Origin of the sequence: Pseudomonas vanderleydeniana, from assembly GCF_014268755.2 — a bacterium.
GTDB classification, from domain to species: domain Bacteria; phylum Pseudomonadota; class Gammaproteobacteria; order Pseudomonadales; family Pseudomonadaceae; genus Aquipseudomonas; species Aquipseudomonas vanderleydeniana.
Map to the genome: position 1 here is coordinate 2,563,748 of NZ_CP077093.1, position 17,388 is coordinate 2,581,135.

Genomic DNA, 17,388 nt, shown 5'->3' on the forward strand with positions numbered 1-17,388 from the left:
ACGAGTGGGTTATTTCAGCAAGGGGACGTCGGCCGCGCGGGTGTAGGGGCCATACAGCGCCGGCACCCAGTTGAAACGCCTGCCGGCCTGTGTCACATGGCCGATACCGGGGAAGGGCAGGTGGGCGGCCGCCAGCCATTCACCATCGGCCGCCAGTTTCGAGAACTCGCTTTCCCGTGCCTGGATGGCCTTCTGCGGGTCGATGTCGAAGCGGATGGCGACTTCGGGATGGTCGAACTGCACGGCCGCGTTGTGGATCAGGTCGCCGATGAAGCTGATCGCCGAACCGTTCGAGGCGAAGCGGTAGACCGTGCTGCCCGGGGTGTGGCCGATGGCATAGGCCGCTTGCACCTCCGGAATCGGCGAAGCGGGCGGGGTGAAGGTCTTGAAGCGACCGCTATCCCGATAGGGCGCCAGGGCGCGTGTGGCGATGTCGAAATACTCCCGGGCATTTTCCGGCGCGCTGGCCTTGTGCTGCGGGTCCAGCCAGAAGTCGGCCTCGGCCTGGGCGATGTAGACCGTCGCGTTGGGGAACAGCGCCTTGCCCTCGGCGTCGACGAGTCCACACACGTGGTCCAGGTGCAGGTGCGTCAGGAAGATCGTGTCGACCTGCTCCGGCTGGTAGCCGGAAGCACGGATATTGGGCACCAGTTGCCCGGCGGTTTGCGGTACGCAGTGGCCGGCCCCGCTGTCGACCAGCACCAGGTGCCTGCCGGTATTGACCAGGTAGGCGTTGAAGGTGGTTGGCATCCGCTCCGACCCGATCGCCTGGCGCTTGAGCAGGCCACGGATCTGTTCGGGAGACAGGCCCTTGAGCAGGCCAGGGGAAAGATCGTTGTAGCCGTCGAAGAGGGCGGTGACTTCATACTCGCCGACGGCCTGGCGAAAGTACCCGGGAACCTGCTGCTGAACCTGCGCGGGTGCCTGTGCCATGGCCTGGTTGATGAGGGCCAGGCTGGCGAGTCCGATGATGCGTGCCGGAATGTTCATGGTTGAGCTCTTCAAGGTCATGTGTAAAAGGTCATGGGTGTAAGGGAATGTGCGCTCGCGGGCCGGCGTTCCATTCGGTTCGATGGTCGAACCGAATGGATGGCTCGTGCGGACTCAGCGGGAGCGACGGCGCAGGATGGCGTTGAGCTGCACCAGCGTGGCGGCGATGGCCAGGGCTGCGCCGAGAACCGAGATGCCGAACCAGCCGCTGCTCTGCCAGACCTGTGTCGCGGCCGCGGCACCGACGGCGCCGCCGAGGAACATCGAGCCCATGAAGATTGTGTTCAGGCGGGCACGGGCCTCGGGTTGCAGGGTGTAGACGATGTGCTGGTTGGAGACCAGGACGCTCTGCACGGCGAAGTCGAGCAGGATGCAGCCGATCACGATGCCGGTGAGGGAGGTCCACAGGCCGAACAGCATCCACGAGGCGAAGGTCAGCAGCGTGCCGACGATGATCACCTTGTGTGGGCCGCGACGGTCGGCGATACGCCCGGCGAGCGGGGCGGCGAGGATACCGATCGCTCCGATGATGCCGAACAGGCCGGCGGCCTGGGCGTCCAGACCGAAGCCGGGTTCCTCCAGGCGCAGGGCGAGCACGGTCCAGAAGGCAGTGAAGGCGGCGAACAGCAGCGCCTGGGTAATGGCCGCCACACGCAGCTCACCATGGGCGCGCCACAGGTGCAGCATCGAACCGATCAGGCGGGTATAGGTGGTTTTGGCGGTCGGCAGGCTGCGCGGCAGGGCCACGGCCATGAGCGTGCCGGCAAACAGCGCCAGTGGTACGCCAAGCCAGAACATGGCTCGCCAGCCATAGTGCGCCGCGATGAAGCCGGACAGCGTCCGGCTGAGCAGGATGCCGCAGAGCACCCCTGACATCACCGTGCCGACCACCGCACCGCGTCTTTCCGGCTGCGCCAGTTGTGCGGCGAAGGGGACGATCTGTTGCGCGACGGTCGAGGTCATGCCGAGGAAGAACGAGGCCATCAGCAGGACCGCTGCGGTAGGGGCCAGGGCGGCGGCGATCAGGGTGGCGGCGAGCAGCGCGAACTGGGTCATGATCAGGCGACGCCGCTCGATGAGATCGCCCAGGGGCACCAGGGCGAAGAGGCCGATGGCGTAGCCCAGTTGCGTGGCGGTTGGCACCAGCGTCGTCAGGCTGCCGGGGAGTTCGTTCTCCAGGATGCCCAGCATGGGTTGGTTGTAATAGATGTTCGCCACTGCCAGTCCGGCGGAGGTGGCCATGGCGAAGGTGAGCCCCGTGTTGATCCGCGACGGGACGCTGGCCTCTTGCTCGAGTGCGGTTGTGCTGTTCATGGTTTGCCCTTGCGCGATCACCCGTTCCACCGGCCTCAGACATTGAGGCTGTGAGGGCGCCGTGATGTGTGGGCAACTATGGCGCTATAACCAAAACTGGTGTAGATGTTAAAACTGATACGGCAATCTAACGGAAAACGACGTAATGAAACTCGAAGATGTCGAGGTCTTCGTTGAAGCGGTGCAGGTCGGCAGCCTGGCGGGAGCAGCCCGTCGGCTTTCCCTGACGGCCATGGCCGCTTCCAGGAGCCTGAACAATCTTGAAGCCGAACTCGGCGTCAGGCTGGTACACCGCACGACCCGCTCGCTGTCACCCACCAGTGATGGCGAAACGTTCCTGCCGCACGCACAGGCGCTGCTCGAGGGCCGGGACAACGCCTTGGCGGATCTGCGTCCCCATGGCAATGCGCTGTCCGGACACCTGCGCATCACCGCATCGGCCGCTTTTGCCCGCAAGGTGGTCGCGCCGATGCTGGCCGCGTTCATGGCCCGGCACCCGGCGCTGCGGGTCGACCTGCTTTCCACGGACGAGCAGGTGGATATCGTCGCGCAGGGCATCGATGTGGCGATCCGTATCGCCCCGCTGCGCGACAATCGCCTGGTGGCCCGGCGCCTGGCCGACAGCCCGCGGGTGCTGTGCGTCGCAGCGGCCTACCGGGTGAAACATGGCCAGCCGGGTACGCTGGCAGAGCTGTCGGCCCATGATTGCCTGGTGATTTCGGGGACTTCGCACTGGTCGTTCGTCTGCGCGGACAAGAGTGTCCGGCAGCGGGTGGCGGGGCGCTTTGCCGCGAGTTCGATCGATGCTCTTTACGAGGCCTGCGTGGGTGGCCTGGGCATTGCCAACCTTTCCAGCTGGTACGTCGAGCCCGCGCTCGCCAGCGGTGTCGTCGAGCGGCTCGTGCTGGCGGACGCCGAACCCGAGCCTCTGGGTATCTGGGCGGTTTACCCCACCTCACGACTGGTGCCGCACAAGGTTCGGGTGTTCATCGACGCACTGGAACAGTACATCCAGGCCAACCCGAGCCGACCTGCCGGTCAGGCCGGCGGGAAGTCCTCGTAGGATTTGGGCAGGTAGCCCCAGATTCGCAACACGTCGCCGCGCACCTCGAATTCGAAACCGATGCGGGCGACGACCGCTGATATCTCCTCGGTGTGGTCGATGGTCGTACGAGGCAGCAGCCGACCCAGCGAAGGTGCCATCTGCCACAAGCCGATATCGAACCATTCCACCCCCGCGAAGGAAAACGGCAGATGGTAGAACCACTCGACATCCCAGCCCGAGATATGGCCCGTGACGTACTTGAATCGATAGGAAGGCGACCAGCCGTCGAGCTCGCGAAAATGCCTGATCAGCTCATCCCACCGGGTGTTGTTGGCGGCGCTGGCGAGGTTTCTGGTGGTGACGGCCGTGCGGATCTTGCTGCGCATCTTCTCGTCATGGCCGGTACCGGCCTTGGGAAGCTCATTCATGTCCACGGATGGCACTGGCAAGGCTCCTGTCTTCAGGGGTGTTCATGGGGGACTGCCCCTCGCGGCGCGCCCAGTCGCGCACGGCTTCGACGAACAGACGCAACGCAATGGGCGGATGGCGGTTGGCCGGATAATACAGGCAAAGCCCGCCATACACCGGGCTCCACTGAGCGAGCACCTGCACCAGGCGTCCGGCCAGCAGATGCTCCTCGACCTGCTCCAGCGGCACCCAGCCGATACCGATGCCGGCCAGTGCGGCCTCGATCATCAGGTTGATGTTGTCCAGGGTCATCGGCCCGTCGACATCGACACTGGCGCTCTGTTCCAGATGCTTGAGGTCCCAGCGAAACAGCGCACCGCTGGCGAAACGGAAGCGGATGCAGCGATGTTCCCGCAGGTCGTGGGGGGCCTGCGGCGCAGCATGGCGCTGCAGATAGTCCGGTGAGGCCACCGCACCGATGCGCATGTCGGGGCCGAAGCGCACGGCGATCATGTCGCGGGGGACGTCGTCGAGGATCCTGATGCCGGCGTCGAAACCTTCGGCGACGATGTCCTGCAGCTTGCCGTCCGCCACGAACTCCAGGTGAATCTGCGGATACTGTTTCAGGAAGTCCGGCACCACATGGCGCATCAATGGGCGCAGGGCCGATTCGGAAGCACTGATGCGGATCGTGCCCGACGGCGAATGGCGCGCCGAGGTGACGTCGTTGACCACCCGGGTCAGGTCATTGAGCAGGGGCCGCACGCCCTGCAGCAGTTGCTCGCCGGCTTCGGTCAGCGCCACCGAGCGGGTGGTGCGATTGAACAGGCGCATCTCCAGGCGGGCTTCCAGGCTGCGCATGGAATGACTCAGGGCCGAGGGCGACAGCCCCAGCACGCGCGCCGCGCCGCTGAAACTCTGGTGCTCGGCGATGGCAATGAAAGCGGTCAGCTCCGGCAGGTCGGCACGAATCATTTGTGAATTTTCCTCACGTAGTCATGCAGCGGGCAGCGGATTGTTGAGCTTGGCACAGGAATATAACGTATGCAGACCCCATTCGAGGAGACTGCAATGCAAACGCGCACACTGGGCCACAACGGCCTGAACGTATCCGCCATCGGTCTGGGCTGCATGGGCATGAGCTTCGGCTACGGGCCGGCGATGGAAAAGGCCGCCGCCATCGAACTGCTTCGCGGCGCCTTCGAACGCGGCGTGACCTTCTTCGACAGCGCCGAAGCCTACGGCCCATTCACCAACGAGGAACTGCTTGGCGAGGCGCTGGCTCCGTTTCGTGACCAGGTGGTGATCGCCACCAAGTTCGGCTTTCGCAACGGTGAAGTTGCCCAGGGCCTGGACAGCCGTCCGGAGCATATCCGCGCGGTGGCCGAAGCCTCGCTCAAGCGCCTGAAGACCGATCGCATCGACCTGTTCTACCAGCACCGTGTCGATCCCAACGTGCCGATCGAAGAGGTGGCCGGCACCGTCGGACAATTGATCGCCGAGGGCAAGGTCAAGCACTTCGGCCTCTCCGAGGCCGGCGTCGACTCGATCCGGCGCGCCCATGCCGTGCAGCCGGTGGCGGTGCTGCAGAGTGAATACTCGCTGTGGTGGCGTGAGCCGGAGAAGGCTGTTCTGCCGCTGCTGGAACAGTTGGGTATTGGCTTCGTGCCCTTCAGCCCGCTGGGCAAGGGTTTTCTGACCGGTGCCATTGATGCTGGCACCACCTTCGCCGAGAACGACTTCCGCAACGTGGTGCCGCGCTTCAGCAAGGAAAACCGCAAGGCCAACGCGCAACTGGTCGATGTGCTCGGCCGCCTGGCCGGTGACAAGGCGGCGACCCGCGCGCAGATCGCCATCGCCTGGCTACTGGCGCAGAAACCCTGGATCGCGCCGATTCCGGGCACCACCCGGCTGAGCCGGCTGGAAGAAAACATCGGCGCGGCCGCGATCGAACTCAGCAGCGACGACCTCGGTGCCATCGAGTCGGCGCTGCGCCAGATCGAAATCGTCGGCGAGCGTTATCCGGCCCACCTGCAGAAGAACGTCGACCGCTGATCCGTGCCGCCATCCTCCCGCCGCAGTCTCACGCCGGCGGGTAGCCCTTCATGAGAACCCGCAGCCCATGCCCGATAGTTGCACCGCTGTCTCGCCTTCCGACCGACAAAGCCTGTGGACCCTGGCCATCCTCAGCATGCTGATGGCCTTTGCCTCGATTTCGACCGATCTCTATCTGCCGGCGCTGCCTGCAATGGCCGATGCCCTGCATGCCGATGCGGGCCAGGTGGAACTGACCATCTCGGGCTATCTGATCGGTTTCAGCCTGGGCCAACTGCTGTGGGGGCCGATCGGTGATCGTCATGGCCGGCGCCTGCCGATCGCCCTCGGGCTGATGCTGTTCATCATCGGCTCCGCCGGTTGTGCGCTGTCCGGGAGCGCCGAAGCGATGATCGCCTGGCGCGCGGTGCAGGCCGTCGGCGCCTGCGCCAGCGTGGTGCTGGCGCGGGCCATGGTGCGCGACCTGTACAGCGGTCATCGGGCCGCGCAGATGCTCTCGACCCAGCTCAACTCGCGTTGGGTGGTGCGCCATGGAAGCGATCGCCTGATGCGCCTGGGGATCCTGGGCGCGGTGCTGTCGGCGGTGTTGCTGACTGTCTCCGCTTGGACCGACTGGGGCGGCCTGGCCGGGCTGGTGATACCGTTGTTCCTGTTCGTGGCGAGCACCGGCTTCATCGTCGCCAACTCGATCGTCGGTGCCATGGGCGCGTTTCCCGAGGTGGCGGGTGCGACCTCGGCGCTGGTCGGTTCGCTGCAGTACGGCACCGGCATTCTCGGTTCCGGCCTGGTCGGCACCCTGGCCGATGGTACGCCCCGGCCGATGGCGGCGGTCATGCTCGTCTTCGGGGTGGCCAGCCTGCTCTGTGCCCGCTGGCTGGTGCCTTCCCGGCAGGCTGGTTCAGGCGATTGATCGGCAGGTCGCAATCAACCGTTCTCGAACCCATTGTTGTCCGGTATCGCGGTCGGTGCGTTCATGCCAGGCCAGCATCTTGCTGAAACCGGGGATTTCGACCGGTGGTTCCATGATGCGCAGGCCGCTGAGGTTGACAGCCAGGCGGCGCGGAACGACGGCAACCAGGTCGCTGGTCAGCAGGATGTCCGGCAGGATCAGGAAACTGGTAACCGAGAGGGTGACCCGCCGGCTTCTGCCGATGCGCGCCAGCGCTTCGTCGGTGACCCCGCGAAAGGCACCGCCGGAGGACGACACCAGGGCGTGGTCCAGCGCGCAGAACCGCTCGAGGGTGAGCGAGCCGTTGCGGGCCTCGGGGTGATCGGCGCGCATGACGCAGACATAGCGCTCCTCGAACAGCGGCGCGCCGTGCAGCCCGGGGACGACCTGGTCCGGCGTGACCAGGGCGAGGTCGATATCGCCACGATCCAGTTGTGCGTGCAGCGCCGTCGGCTCGACCGGGGTGACCGCCAGCTGAATGTTCGGCGCCTGTTCGCGCAATGCGCTGAGCAGCGGCACCACCACGGCGCGCAGGGCATAGTCGGTCGAGGCCAGTTTGACGGTCATGCTCGCAGTGGCCGGGTCGAAGGCCCGGGGCTGCAGCATGGCCTGCACGTCCGCCAGCATTCGCTTGACCGGCGCTGCCAGTTGTTCGGCACGTGGCGTCGGGACGATACCCCGTTGCGTGCGGACGAACAGCGGGTCGCCGAAGCTTTCGCGCAGGCGGTTGAGCATGCCGCTGACTGCCGGCTGGGTCAGTGACAGCCGATCGGCGGCGCGGGTTACGCTGCGCTCGTCGAGCAGGGCGTCGAGCGTCTTGAGCAGGTTGAAGTCCAGGTTTCTGATATCAGGATTCATGATGCGTCGGATAAAATATCACGATTGGTCTTATTTCACGCTAGCACCCATGATGGCTCCAGTCCATTACCCCAGGTGCATATGCCATGAACCAAATCATCTGGCCGCAAGGCTATCTTCCCGGCTTTACCGAGAATTTCGTCTCCAATGAAGTCATCGTCGCCGGCCTCTCGGCGGCGGATATCTGGCCGCTGTTGAGCGAAGCTGGCCGGTGGCCTGGCTACTATGCCAATTCGGCGAACGTACGCCTGCATGACCACGACGGGCCTGATCTGCAGGAGGGGGTCCGTTTCTATTTCGAGACCTTCGGTTTTCCCGTCGAGGCGCAGTGCAACGAGTACGTGCCACCCTCTGCCGGGACACCGGGACGGATCGCCTGGCACGGCTGGGCCGGCGAGGGCGAGACCCGCCTGGATGTCCACCATGCCTGGCTGGTCGAGGACCTTCCCCAAGGCCGGGTGCGCATCCTTACCCAGGAGACCCAGAAGGGCAGGCCGGCCGAGGAACTGGCCAGGGCCCGACCGAACCCGATGATCAACGGCCACCAGGATTGGCTGGACGGCCTGGTGAGCGCGGCGCGCCAGGCCTGCCGCTGAGCGCCCTGTGACAAGCCGATGGTGCTCGCCAGCAGGGGCTCGCCGGCCTCGATGCACGGGCCGGCGAGATTCCCCTGCGTCTGTTTGCAAAACCTCAGGCGGCCAGCTTCGAGGCACTCAGGCTTTTCTTCAGCGATGCTTTGAGAACTTGCATTTCCTCGCCCAGTCTTTCGAGTTTCTCCTTGCCGAGGATCTTCTCGGCCTCGGGAAACATTTCGCTTTCCTCTTCCTCGATGTGGTGTTCCAGCAGTTCCTTGACCACTTTCACGCGGCCGGCGAATTCCGGGGTGGTCGGGGAGGTTTTTTTCAGGTCGGGCAGGACCAGGGAGTCGACCGTACGGTGTTCCTCCTTGGCCTCGTAGTACATTTCGTCATCCTTCCTGTTGCCCGCTTCCTTGAAGGCAGGATAGAGAATCTGCTCCTCAAGTTGCGTATGGATGGTGACCTCCAGTTCCAGCTTCTGGAGCAGTTCGGTGCGTTTCTTCTCTGCCCGGTCAGTCGACTCGCTCAGTTGGGTGAGGAGGGTCCTGACTTTTTCATGGTCGGCTTTCAGCAGTTCGATGGCATTCATGCGGGTGACCTCGCTATCACGTATGGAGGACCGGCCGATCTCTGTCGGCACGGGGTGTCGACAGAGCTTTCGCATTTGTCATGCCAGTTGTACGGACACCGAAACCGTCTGTTTTTCAACGGCTTGAGGCGGGTGATGGCGAATGGCGCTCATGCAGCCTGCACGAACAGGGCCTGGCGAGAATGCAGATAGCCCTGTCGCTCCCGGAGTGCTCAGCACTCACGTAGCACGGCGTCGAGCGTCTCCAGGAACAGGTCGGCATGCTCGCGCTGGAAAATCAGCTGCGGGCGGATTTTCAGGATGTTCTCGCCGGCACCGGCGGAACTGATCAGCACGCCGCGTTCGCGCAAGCCATTGACCAGATGGCGCGTGGTGGTCGCGTCGGGTGCCTTGCCCTGTCGATCCTTCACCAGTTCGACGCCGAGGAACAGGCCGGCGCCGCGTACGTCGCCGATGACGGCGTGTTGTCGGGCCAGGGACTGGAGTCCGGCCTTGAAGTAGTCCCCGACTTGCGCGCAGTTGTCCTGCAGCTGCTCTTGCTGGATCACTTCGAGCACGGCATTGGCCGCCGCGCAGGACACCGGGTTGCCGCCGAAGGTGTTGAAGTAGCGGGTGCTGTTGCCGAACTCGCGGACCACGTCGGGGCGCATGACGGCGGCGGCAATCGGCTGGCCGTTGCCCATCGGCTTGCCCAGGGTGACGATGTCGGGCAACACGCCGTGGCGCTGGAAGCCCCACATGTGCGAGCCGGTACGGGCGAATCCCGATTGCACCTCGTCGGCGATGTAGAGCAGGCCTTCGGCCTGCGCCACTGCCACCGCTTCGCGGGCGAAGCCGGCCGGATCGGCCAGCACGCCGTCGCTGGCGAAGATCCCATCGAACAGCAGGGCCGCAGGCTGGATGCCGTGGCTGCGCAGGTCCGCGATGGCCGCGCGGACATCCTCGGCGAAGAGCCGCGAGACGTTTTGTGCGCCCAGCCGATAGGCGTCGGGCGCGCGCACCTTGCGCACGTGTGGGCTGGCGGGGACGCCGGCGCCCAGCGACGGCGAGGCGCTGGCCAGTTGCTCGGTGACGCCGTGATAGGCCAGTTGCGTGACGATGATCCCGGTGCCACCGGTGCACTGGCGGGCAATCCGCAGGGCCAGGTCGTTGGCCTCGCTGCCGGTGCAGGTGAACATCACCTGGCTGAGTTCGGACGGGAAGGTCGCCAGCAGCTTTTCCGCGTAGTCGAGGATGCCTTCGTGCAGGTAGCGCGTGTGGGTGTTGAGCTGCCTGGCCTGGGCACAGATCGCATCGACCACCCGCGGGTTGCAGTGGCCCACCGACGCGACATTGTTGTAGGCATCCAGGTAGCGCTTGCCCTGGGCGTCGTACAGCCATACGCCATCGCCCCTGACGATGTGCAGCGGGCGTTCGTAGAACAGCCGGTAGGCCGGGCCCAGGGTGCGTTCGCGGCGCTCGATCAGCGCGCGCTCGGTGCTCGACAGCTGTTGTGCATCGGCGGTGGTGAAGCCGTTGATCATGCTCATTTACTCGTTCTCCTGCTGGCAGGCTTGTCTGATCTGGTCCCGGGCATCCTGGCGCGACAGCTGGGCGAAGCGTTGCAGCGCGCTCAGCGCCGAGGGGGCGTTGCGCAGGATGTAGTCGCGGTTCTGTGGGTAGAGCGAAGCGCGCCAGTTGGTGATGACCACGGTCAGCACCAGGCGGGTGGCAATCAGGTCGAAGAGGATTTCCTGCTCCTGGGCTTCCAGGGGGCTGACCCGGTGGTAGGCGGCGATGAAGGGCAGGGCCCGTTCGAGGGGATTGCCCACGGCGCCCAACTGATAGGCCGCACCGACCGCCAGGTCGTTGACCAGCGGCGCATGTACCATGTCACCGAAGTCCAGGATGCTGCGCAGCTCGTGGGGTGGCTGGGCGTCGACGATGACGTTGTGCAGGTTCAGGTCGTTGTGAATCACCTGGGCGCGCAGGCGGGGCAGTCGGGGCAGGGCGAAGCGCTCGAAGTGGCCGAGGAACAGCTGGACCAGTTTCCGTGCGTGCGGGTCCTCGATCAACGCGCTCATGGCTTTCAGGCGCATGGCATGTTTGAGGTCCCACAGCAGTTCGTGGCCGGCAGCCGGGTGGAAGAAGCCGCGCAGGGCCAGCCCCAGGCGGGCGAGGTGTGCGCCCAGGCTTTGGCGAAACACCTCACCGGGTTCGGCGATGCGGCTCAGCGCAACCCCCTCGACGAAGGAAAACAGGCGTACCAGCACCTGCTGGCCGTCGACCGAGACCGATGTTTGCAGGGCACCCTGGCTGCACGCAAAAATCCGCTGCACCGGCAGCTCGGGATCGCACGCCTGGATGTGTCGCAGCGCCCGGTTCTGAAAGTCGGCGACGTGCGGATTTTCCAGCGGATTGGAGACCTTCAGCAGCCACTGCCGGCCATCGGCGCCGGTGAGGTGGAAATTCAGGTCGCGTTCACCGACCAGCAGCCTCGCGCTGCATTCGAGGCCATACAGTTGTGCCGCCAGTGCGACGGCCTGGTCGTCGGAAACCCGGGCGGGGGCGGCGGCGAGGAGATCGTCAGCGGCAAGGGTGGTGTGAGGCGTCACGGATCTTCACTCGGGTGAAAGGCCTGGGAACTGGCTCGGGCCGAGCCAGCGTTGGTATGAAGATAGGTCAGTTGTGGAGCTATCCGTTATATCCAGATAGGATCTGTCGATAAGGCCACTTTGCGGTCGCCCGGTCATGATCAATCGCTCCGTTCGAGGCCCTGCATGGCACTACAACTCCAGGAACTGCTGCTGGATGCGCTGCGGCGCGATGGTCCGACCAGCCTGCAACGGCAGATCTACGAAGGGATCCAGGCGGCGATCCTGCAAGGCCACTTGCCGGTCGATGCGCGGATGCCGTCGACCCGGGGCCTGGCCGAGCAACTGAATGTGTCGCGGGTCACCACGGCCCTGGTGTACGAGCGGTTGATCAACGAAGGCTACCTGTTCAGCCGTTCGGGCAGTGGTACCTTCGTTGCCGATACCTTGCCGCGCAGTCATCGGCGCAGCGACCGGCATGAGCCGCTCGCGACAGCCGAGAGCCTGTTGTCGGCGCGGGGGCTGGGTATCACCGCCCGGGTCACCGCGCTGGCCCGTGGCGCTGGAGCGTTCGTCCCGGGAGTGGCGGATGCGCAGTATTTTCCCTTCCACATCTGGCGCCGCCTGCAGAACCGCTACCTCAAGCGCAACCACGCCGAGCTGGCCGGCTATGTCGAACAGGGTGGCTACCTGCCGTTGCGCGAGGCGCTGTGCACCTACCTGTACGCCTCGCGGGCGGTCCGCTGCAGCCCCCGGCAGATCATCGTCACTTGCGGTACCCACCAGTCGCTGGACCTGCTGGCCAAGCTGCTGACCGATCCGGGCGACACCGCACTGGTGGAGAGTCCGTGCCACTGGGGGGCACCGGTGGTGTTCTCCGCCGCCGGCCTGCAGTGCGCGGCGCTGCAACTGGACGAAGAGGGCGCGTGCCTGCCCGACGGCGAGACCGATGCCCGCCTGGCGTTCGTCACCCCATCGCACCAGTACCCGACGGGCCGGGTCATGAGCCTGCAGCGTCGGCGTGATTGGTTGTCCTTTGCCGGGGCACGTAATCTCTGGCTGGTGGAAGACGGCTATGACAGCGAGTTTCGCTACGACATCGACCCCTTGCCGGCCATGCAGGGCTTGACCAGCGAGAGCCGGGTCATCTATCTCGGCACCTTCAGCAAGGTGACGTTTCCCGGTCTGCGTCTCAGCTACCTGGTGGTGCCCGACGTGCTGGCCGAGGCCTTCGCCAAGGGCATGACCCAACTCTATCGTCCGGGCTTCCTGGCGACGCAGGCCGCGATGGCCGACTTCATCAGCGAAGGCCACTTCGCCAGCCACATTCGGCGAATGCGCGGTGTCTATGCCGAGCGCCGGCGCCTGTTGAAGTCGTCCCTGGAGACGCACTTCGGCCAGGCCATTCACTACAGCCACGGCCAGGCCGGCCTGCATCTGGCCGTGCGCATCGGCCCACCCGGCACGGCCAGGAAAATGCTCGAACAGGCCGGCGCATTCGGCCTGAGCCTGCGGGGTGCCTACACCCTCGACCCACAGGCCGATGATGGCAACCTGCTGGTGCTGGGTTACGGCGGGATCAGGGAGGGCGAGTTGGATGAGGCGGTCCAGCGGTTAAGGGCACTCTATGAACAGTGCCGTAGCTGAAAAGCGTGGTGGTCAATCGCGGTGGGCTCCAGCACTATGTGAAACCCGATAGCCCCAGGAGTTGGCATGTGTATTCTCTACATGGCGTGGCCCAGCGACGCCGAGCAATGGCGGGCGGCTTTCGCCCGGCTGGCCCCGGAACTCGAGTTTCGCCTGGCGCCGGATATCGGTGACCCCGGCGATGTCCGTTACCTGATCGCCTGGGAATCCTCCGCTGACCTGATCGAACGCTTCCCCAACCTGCGGGTGCTTTATTCGGCTGGCGCTGGCGTCGACCAGTTCGACCTGTCGCTCTTGCCGGCCCATGTCCCGCTGGTCCGGCTGGTCGATCCGGCGATGGCGAGCATCATGACCGAATACGTGCAATTCGCGGTCCTGGCCCTGCATCGGGATATCCTCAGCTATCGTGCGCAGCAGACAGCCCGCGTCTGGGCCGAGTTGCCGATCATTCCGGCCGCCCGGCGCCGTGTCGGCGTGATGGGCATCGGCAACCTGGGACTGGCGGTGCTCGAGCGCCTGCATCCGCTGGGCTTTCAGCTCAGCGGCTGGAATCGTAGCGAGAAGGCCGTGCCGGGCGGGCGCTGCTACGTCGGCATGGAACAGTTGCCGGCGTTCCTGGCGCAGTGCGACATCCTCATCAACCTGCTGCCGCTGACGCCGCAGACCACCGGCATTCTCAACCGTGAGCGGCTCGATTGCCTGCCGATGGGCGCCGGCCTGGTGAATGTCGGCCGGGGCGCGCACCTGGTCGAGGCCGATGTCGTTCGCGCACTGGATGAGGGCCGGCTGGGTGGGGCGATCCTGGATGTGTTCGAGCAGGAGCCGCCGCCGCCGGAGCATCCGTTCTGGTCGCACCCCAAGGTGCTCATGACACCCCATGTCGCCAGCACCGTGCAGATCGACGGCGCCGTCTCGGTGATCCTCGAGAACCTGCGGCGCGAGCGTCGCGGTGATGCGCTGCTCAATGTGGTCGACCGCTCCAGGGGGTACTGAGCCTGACCGGGTTCAGGGCCGGTTCAGGCCCTGAGTTCGAAGCGGGTTTCCCGTGACGGCGGGTAGCTGAAGAAGTCGCTGTAGACCTTGCTGAAATGACTGCCGGTGGCGAATCCGCAAGCGATCGCCACATCGATCAGCGGCATCGCCGAGTGCTGGATCAGGCGTCGGGCCTCGGTCACCCGCAGTTGCAGGTAGTAGCGCTGCGGCGTGGTGTCGAGGTGGATCTTGAACAGGCGCTGGATCTGCCGCGTTGACAGTCCGGCGTAGAAGGCCAGCTGCTCCGGGCTCAGGGTCTCCTCGAGGTTGGCCTCCATCAGCGCGATGATTTCGCGAATCGGGCCGCTGAGTGTGCGGTGCTGGTCCGAGCTGGCGCTACGGAATCTCGACGGGTCGCCATCGAGCAGGTCGACCACCGCATCCGCCAGTTTCTGTCCGCAGCCGATGCCGAGCCATTGGGTCATCACCTTGAAGGCGCCTGCCGGGGTCGCGGCGGTGATCCGGTCCCGATCGAATACGCCGTTTTCCTGGGTGACGCTGGTGTTCGGGAAATGCTCGGACAGGGCCATGCGCTGCTCCGGGTGAATGGCGCAGCGATAGCCATCGAGCAGGCCGGACTGGCCCAGGTACCAGGCGCCATTCCACAGTCCGCCGAGGGCGATCGACAGTTTCGACAGCCTCTGCAGCAACGTGCTCAGCCATGCGGGAAAGGTCCTGGGGGTCTGGATACCGCCGCAGATGATCATCAGGTCCAGCCCGGCGAGCCGTACATCCGTCAACGGGGTGTCGGGGCGGATCGGGATCGCGAGGTCGCTCATCACCTCGGTATTGCTGTAGCTGAAGGTGTGGACCCGGGTGCTGCCCGGCTGGATCGAGTTGGCGGTCTTGAGCACCGACAGCGCCTGGGTGAAGCAGGGCAGGGAGAAGTTGTCGAGCAGCAGGAAACCGATGGTCCGTGTCGACGGGCGCGTCCGGGGTTGTTCCAGGTATTGGAAGTTGCGGTCCTGGAAGGTCGGGCTGAACGTTCTCTTGATGTTGTTCATTGGGCGATGCCGTACCGTTGCTGTTCTCGGGCTTCGAACCGCCTGCCGGCACCCGGGAGCGCCGGCAGGCCGTGGCTCTAGTCGCGCAGGAAGCTCTCGTCGAAGGGGTAGTGGGTCAACAGCTCGTAACCGCTCTCGGTGACGAGTATCTGGTTTTCCAGCTTGATGCCGTCACGCCCACCCACCTCGCCGACGTAGGCTTCGACACACAGGGCCATGCCGGCTTGCAACTGGCCCTCGTAGCCGTAGGATTCGAGGTCTTCCGGGTAGCGGATGCTGGGGTATTCATCGCACAGGCCGACGCCGTGGTAGATGACGCCGTAGCGCTGCTCGCGGCAGCTCTGTGGCAGTCGGTGGGCCTTTTGCGTGAGCTCGGTGAAACCGACGCCCGGCCTGACCAGATCGGTGTTGTACCGCACGTGCTCATGGGCGATGCGGTACAGGCGTTTCTGTTCGGTGGTGGGTTCCAGGCCGCCACAGATCCAGCTGCGCGACATGTCCACGCACATGCCATACACCCCGATCAGGTCCGTGTCGAACGACAGCAGGTCGCCATCACTGAGGATGCGCGGGCCCGACTCCTGGAACCACGGGTTGGTACGCGGCCCCGAACTGAGGATGCGGGTTTCGATCCATTCGCCGCCACGACGGATGTTGCCGGCGTGCAGCACGGCCCAGATCTCGTTCTCCGAAAGGCCTGCGCGCATGGCCCGGTGCATCTCGCCGATGGCCGCCTCGCAGGACGCCACCGCGCAGCGCATGGCCTTGATCTCGTCCGGTCCCTTGATCATCCGGGCGAACTCGGTGACCTCCTGGCCGCTGCACACCTGCACCCCCAGCGCATCGAGTGCCCGTAGTCCGGAGACTTCGATGCGATCCACCGCCAGGCGGCGGTTGCTGCCGGCGTGCTGGCGCAGCAGCTCATCGACCTGGCCGCAGAAGCGCCTGGCGTGCTCCTCGGTACGCTCAGCGGTTTCGAAATAGAAGAACGAAGCGCCGCTGCGCAGCTCGCTGACCAGTGGCAAGTGTGCCGACAGGTGATCGCAGCCGTGGAAATCCCAAAGCACCACATGGCCGCTGGCGCTGATGAAACAGGCCCGGGCCGGGTTGTGGGTCGTCCACAACTGCATGTTGGTGGTGTCGGTGGCATAGCGGATGTTCAGCGGGTCGAACAGCAGGATGCCGCCGAGGTCGCGCGCCACCAACTGCTCGCGCAGGCGTTGCAGGCGATACTCGCGCATCGTTGGCAAATGGGGGGGCTCCAGGCCCAGACGCGCCCATTCGGCGAACGCCAGGGCGGTCGGGCCGATCTCCACGCGATCGTTGTCGTCCACGGAGCCGTCGAGCTTGAGCTGGGCGGCCCGGTTGCGCGCCGGGTCGATGCGGCGGGAATGCGGAGGGATCGAGAAGGGTGAGGTCATCATGGCTTTGCGGGTCCTGTTGTTGTTTTTCTGATCGCTGCACGGTATCTGGACAACAGTCTAGGGCGAGGCTCCCGGCCGCGAGAATCGACATTTTCTGCGGGCTTTTGATGAGTTTACGTTATGGCTGGAGGCCGGCTCCCGGGGCATGCGCAGTGTTCAGCCGGGAAGGCTGAGCTTGGCCATGCGCCCGCCGTCCACCGTCCAGACCTGGCCGGTGACGAAACCCGCTTCTTCGCTGGCCAGCCAGGCCACCAGGCTGGCGACTTCCTCGGGCGTGCCGGTGCGACCGACCGGGTGGATGCGGCCCAGGCCCTGGCGGAAGGCCTGCGGGTCGGGCATGTGCTCGATGAAGTCGATGTTCAGGTCGGTATCGATCCAGCCTGGGGCGACGGCGTTGCAGCGGATGCCCTCGAAACCGTGGTCGATGGCGATGGCCCGGGTCAGGCCGTGCAGGCCGGCCTTGGAGGCGCAGTAGGCGGCGTGCTTCGGATTGGAGCCAAGGCCCTCGGTTGAGCCGATGTTGACGATGCTCCCGCGGCTCTGGCGTAGATGCGGCAGGGCGGCCTTGATCAGGGCGAACGGGGTGGTCAGGTTGACGGTGAGGTTGCGGTTCCAGTCTTGCAGCGACATGTCCTCGGCCAGGATCTCCTGCATCATGCCGGCGTTGTTGACCAGTACGTCCAGCCGCCCGGCCAGCGCGAGGGTTTGCGTCATGGCGTGGGCGGCGTTGGCCGGGTCGCCGAAGTCGACGCAAATGCTTTCAAAGCTCGGGTCGCTGCCGCGCTGGGCGGTGATGACACGGGCGCCTTCGTCCCGCAGGCGCAGGGCGATGGCGCGACCGATGCCGCTGCGGCCGCCCGTGACCAGGGCTACCTTGTTCTCGAATCGTTTCATTGAACATTCTCTCCAGTCATGAAAAAGC

General features: G+C 65.3%; 17 protein-coding genes. 6 read left to right on the plus strand and 11 right to left on the minus strand.

Features of this window, described 5'->3' with window-relative positions:
• Window positions 1-9: 9 nt before the first annotated feature.
• Entirely contained in the window at window positions 10-990 is a 981-nt protein-coding gene (locus HU752_RS11675; RefSeq protein ID WP_186680549.1) for an MBL fold metallo-hydrolase, read from the minus strand.
• Between the two features lie 114 nt (window positions 991-1,104).
• Window positions 1,105-2,304 carry an MFS transporter gene (locus HU752_RS11680; protein ID WP_186680547.1) on the minus strand — a complete coding sequence of 400 codons (1,200 nt, stop codon included), beginning with the start codon at window positions 2,302-2,304 and terminating at the stop codon, window positions 1,105-1,107.
• Between the two features lie 145 nt (window positions 2,305-2,449).
• On the opposite strand from HU752_RS11680, the gene HU752_RS11685 reads away from it, so the two are divergent.
• The gene (locus HU752_RS11685; protein ID WP_186680545.1) at window positions 2,450-3,367 is read left to right on the plus strand and encodes a LysR family transcriptional regulator; all 918 of its coding nucleotides are present in this window, start codon (window positions 2,450-2,452) and stop codon (window positions 3,365-3,367) included.
• Here HU752_RS11685 and HU752_RS11690 read toward each other — a convergent pair.
• Together HU752_RS11690 and HU752_RS11695 are read right to left on the minus strand one after the other, a co-directional pair.
• A complete protein-coding gene (locus HU752_RS11690) occupies window positions 3,343-3,777 on the minus strand; it encodes a DUF6678 family protein (RefSeq protein WP_186680543.1) in 435 nt (144 codons plus the stop codon). The two genes, HU752_RS11685 and HU752_RS11690, sit on opposite strands and share 25 nt — an antisense overlap.
• Complete coding sequence (locus tag HU752_RS11695) at window positions 3,770-4,732, minus strand: LysR family transcriptional regulator (RefSeq protein ID WP_186680542.1); 963 nt, start codon at window positions 4,730-4,732, stop codon at window positions 3,770-3,772. Before HU752_RS11695 ends, HU752_RS11690 begins: the two co-directional genes overlap by 8 nt.
• Window positions 4,733-4,828: 96 nt before the next feature.
• Between HU752_RS11695 and HU752_RS11700 the strand changes: the two genes are divergently transcribed.
• A complete protein-coding gene (locus HU752_RS11700) occupies window positions 4,829-5,812 on the plus strand; it encodes an aldo/keto reductase (protein ID WP_186680539.1) in 984 nt (327 codons plus the stop codon).
• A gap of 67 nt (window positions 5,813-5,879) precedes the next feature.
• Window positions 5,880-6,722, plus strand: a complete 843-nt coding sequence (locus HU752_RS11705; RefSeq protein ID WP_202894682.1) for an MFS transporter — start codon at window positions 5,880-5,882, stop codon at window positions 6,720-6,722.
• Here HU752_RS11705 and HU752_RS11710 read toward each other — a convergent pair.
• A complete protein-coding gene (locus HU752_RS11710) occupies window positions 6,711-7,619 on the minus strand; it encodes a LysR family transcriptional regulator (protein ID WP_186680536.1) in 909 nt (302 codons plus the stop codon). The two genes, HU752_RS11705 and HU752_RS11710, sit on opposite strands and share 12 nt — an antisense overlap.
• Before the next feature lie 86 nt (window positions 7,620-7,705).
• Between HU752_RS11710 and HU752_RS11715 the strand changes: the two genes are divergently transcribed.
• Entirely contained in the window at window positions 7,706-8,215 is a 510-nt protein-coding gene (locus tag HU752_RS11715; RefSeq protein ID WP_186680534.1) for an SRPBCC family protein, read from the plus strand.
• 94 nt (window positions 8,216-8,309) lie between these two features.
• Here HU752_RS11715 and HU752_RS11720 read toward each other — a convergent pair whose 3' ends face one another.
• From HU752_RS11720 to HU752_RS11730, 3 genes are all read right to left on the minus strand, one after another.
• Entirely contained in the window at window positions 8,310-8,786 is a 477-nt protein-coding gene (locus HU752_RS11720; protein ID WP_186680532.1) for a PA2171 family ribosome-binding persister protein, read from the minus strand.
• Between the two features lie 212 nt (window positions 8,787-8,998).
• Complete coding sequence (locus HU752_RS11725) at window positions 8,999-10,315, minus strand: aspartate aminotransferase family protein (RefSeq protein ID WP_186680530.1); 1,317 nt, start codon at window positions 10,313-10,315, stop codon at window positions 8,999-9,001.
• Window positions 10,316-11,380: a phosphotransferase gene (locus HU752_RS11730; RefSeq protein ID WP_186680528.1), complete on the minus strand. Its 1,065-nt coding sequence runs from the start codon at window positions 11,378-11,380 to the stop codon at window positions 10,316-10,318.
• 165 nt (window positions 11,381-11,545) lie between these two features.
• On the opposite strand from HU752_RS11730, the gene pdxR reads away from it, so the two are divergent.
• Both pdxR and HU752_RS11740 read left to right on the plus strand, forming a co-directional pair.
• Window positions 11,546-13,006, plus strand: coding sequence for a MocR-like pyridoxine biosynthesis transcription factor PdxR (gene pdxR, locus HU752_RS11735; RefSeq protein WP_225920120.1), 1,461 nt, complete (start codon window positions 11,546-11,548; stop codon window positions 13,004-13,006).
• Between the two features lie 66 nt (window positions 13,007-13,072).
• Entirely contained in the window at window positions 13,073-13,999 is a 927-nt protein-coding gene (locus tag HU752_RS11740; protein WP_186680526.1) for a 2-hydroxyacid dehydrogenase, read from the plus strand.
• A gap of 23 nt (window positions 14,000-14,022) precedes the next feature.
• Here HU752_RS11740 and HU752_RS11745 read toward each other — a convergent pair whose 3' ends face one another.
• From HU752_RS11745 to HU752_RS11755, 3 genes are all read right to left on the minus strand, one after another.
• The gene (locus HU752_RS11745; protein ID WP_186680524.1) at window positions 14,023-15,042 is read right to left on the minus strand and encodes a GlxA family transcriptional regulator; all 1,020 of its coding nucleotides are present in this window, start codon (window positions 15,040-15,042) and stop codon (window positions 14,023-14,025) included.
• Between the two features lie 77 nt (window positions 15,043-15,119).
• Complete coding sequence (gene dddP, locus HU752_RS11750) at window positions 15,120-16,466, minus strand: dimethylsulfonioproprionate lyase DddP (RefSeq protein ID WP_186680522.1); 1,347 nt, start codon at window positions 16,464-16,466, stop codon at window positions 15,120-15,122.
• Between the two features lie 156 nt (window positions 16,467-16,622).
• The gene (locus tag HU752_RS11755) at window positions 16,623-17,360 is read right to left on the minus strand and encodes an SDR family NAD(P)-dependent oxidoreductase (protein ID WP_186680520.1); all 738 of its coding nucleotides are present in this window, start codon (window positions 17,358-17,360) and stop codon (window positions 16,623-16,625) included.
• Between the last annotated feature and the right edge of the window lie 28 nt (window positions 17,361-17,388).

Bases quoted from the DNA above. Each gene is read 5' to 3' on its own strand.
- HU752_RS11755 (WP_186680520.1), bottom strand. From the start codon at position 17,360: ATGAAACGATTCGAGAACAAGGTAGCCCTGGTCACGGGCGGCCGCAGC.
- HU752_RS11675 (WP_186680549.1), bottom strand. From the start codon at position 990: ATGAACATTCCGGCACGCATCATCGGACTCGCCAGCCTGGCCCTCATC.
- HU752_RS11695 (WP_186680542.1), bottom strand. From the start codon at position 4,732: ATGATTCGTGCCGACCTGCCGGAGCTGACCGCTTTCATTGCCATCGCC.
- HU752_RS11740 (WP_186680526.1), top strand. From the start codon at position 13,073: ATGTGTATTCTCTACATGGCGTGGCCCAGCGACGCCGAGCAATGGCGG.
- HU752_RS11700 (WP_186680539.1), top strand. From the start codon at position 4,829: ATGCAAACGCGCACACTGGGCCACAACGGCCTGAACGTATCCGCCATC.
- HU752_RS11680 (WP_186680547.1), bottom strand. From the start codon at position 2,304: ATGAACAGCACAACCGCACTCGAGCAAGAGGCCAGCGTCCCGTCGCGG.
- HU752_RS11745 (WP_186680524.1), bottom strand. From the start codon at position 15,042: ATGAACAACATCAAGAGAACGTTCAGCCCGACCTTCCAGGACCGCAAC.
- HU752_RS11715 (WP_186680534.1), top strand. From the start codon at position 7,706: ATGAACCAAATCATCTGGCCGCAAGGCTATCTTCCCGGCTTTACCGAG.
- HU752_RS11690 (WP_186680543.1), bottom strand. From the start codon at position 3,777: ATGAATGAGCTTCCCAAGGCCGGTACCGGCCATGACGAGAAGATGCGC.
- HU752_RS11710 (WP_186680536.1), bottom strand. From the start codon at position 7,619: ATGAATCCTGATATCAGAAACCTGGACTTCAACCTGCTCAAGACGCTC.
- HU752_RS11720 (WP_186680532.1), bottom strand. From the start codon at position 8,786: ATGAATGCCATCGAACTGCTGAAAGCCGACCATGAAAAAGTCAGGACC.
- HU752_RS11705 (WP_202894682.1), top strand. From the start codon at position 5,880: ATGCCCGATAGTTGCACCGCTGTCTCGCCTTCCGACCGACAAAGCCTG.
- pdxR (WP_225920120.1), top strand. From the start codon at position 11,546: ATGGCACTACAACTCCAGGAACTGCTGCTGGATGCGCTGCGGCGCGAT.
- dddP (WP_186680522.1), bottom strand. From the start codon at position 16,466: ATGATGACCTCACCCTTCTCGATCCCTCCGCATTCCCGCCGCATCGAC.
- HU752_RS11685 (WP_186680545.1), top strand. From the start codon at position 2,450: ATGAAACTCGAAGATGTCGAGGTCTTCGTTGAAGCGGTGCAGGTCGGC.
- HU752_RS11725 (WP_186680530.1), bottom strand. From the start codon at position 10,315: ATGAGCATGATCAACGGCTTCACCACCGCCGATGCACAACAGCTGTCG.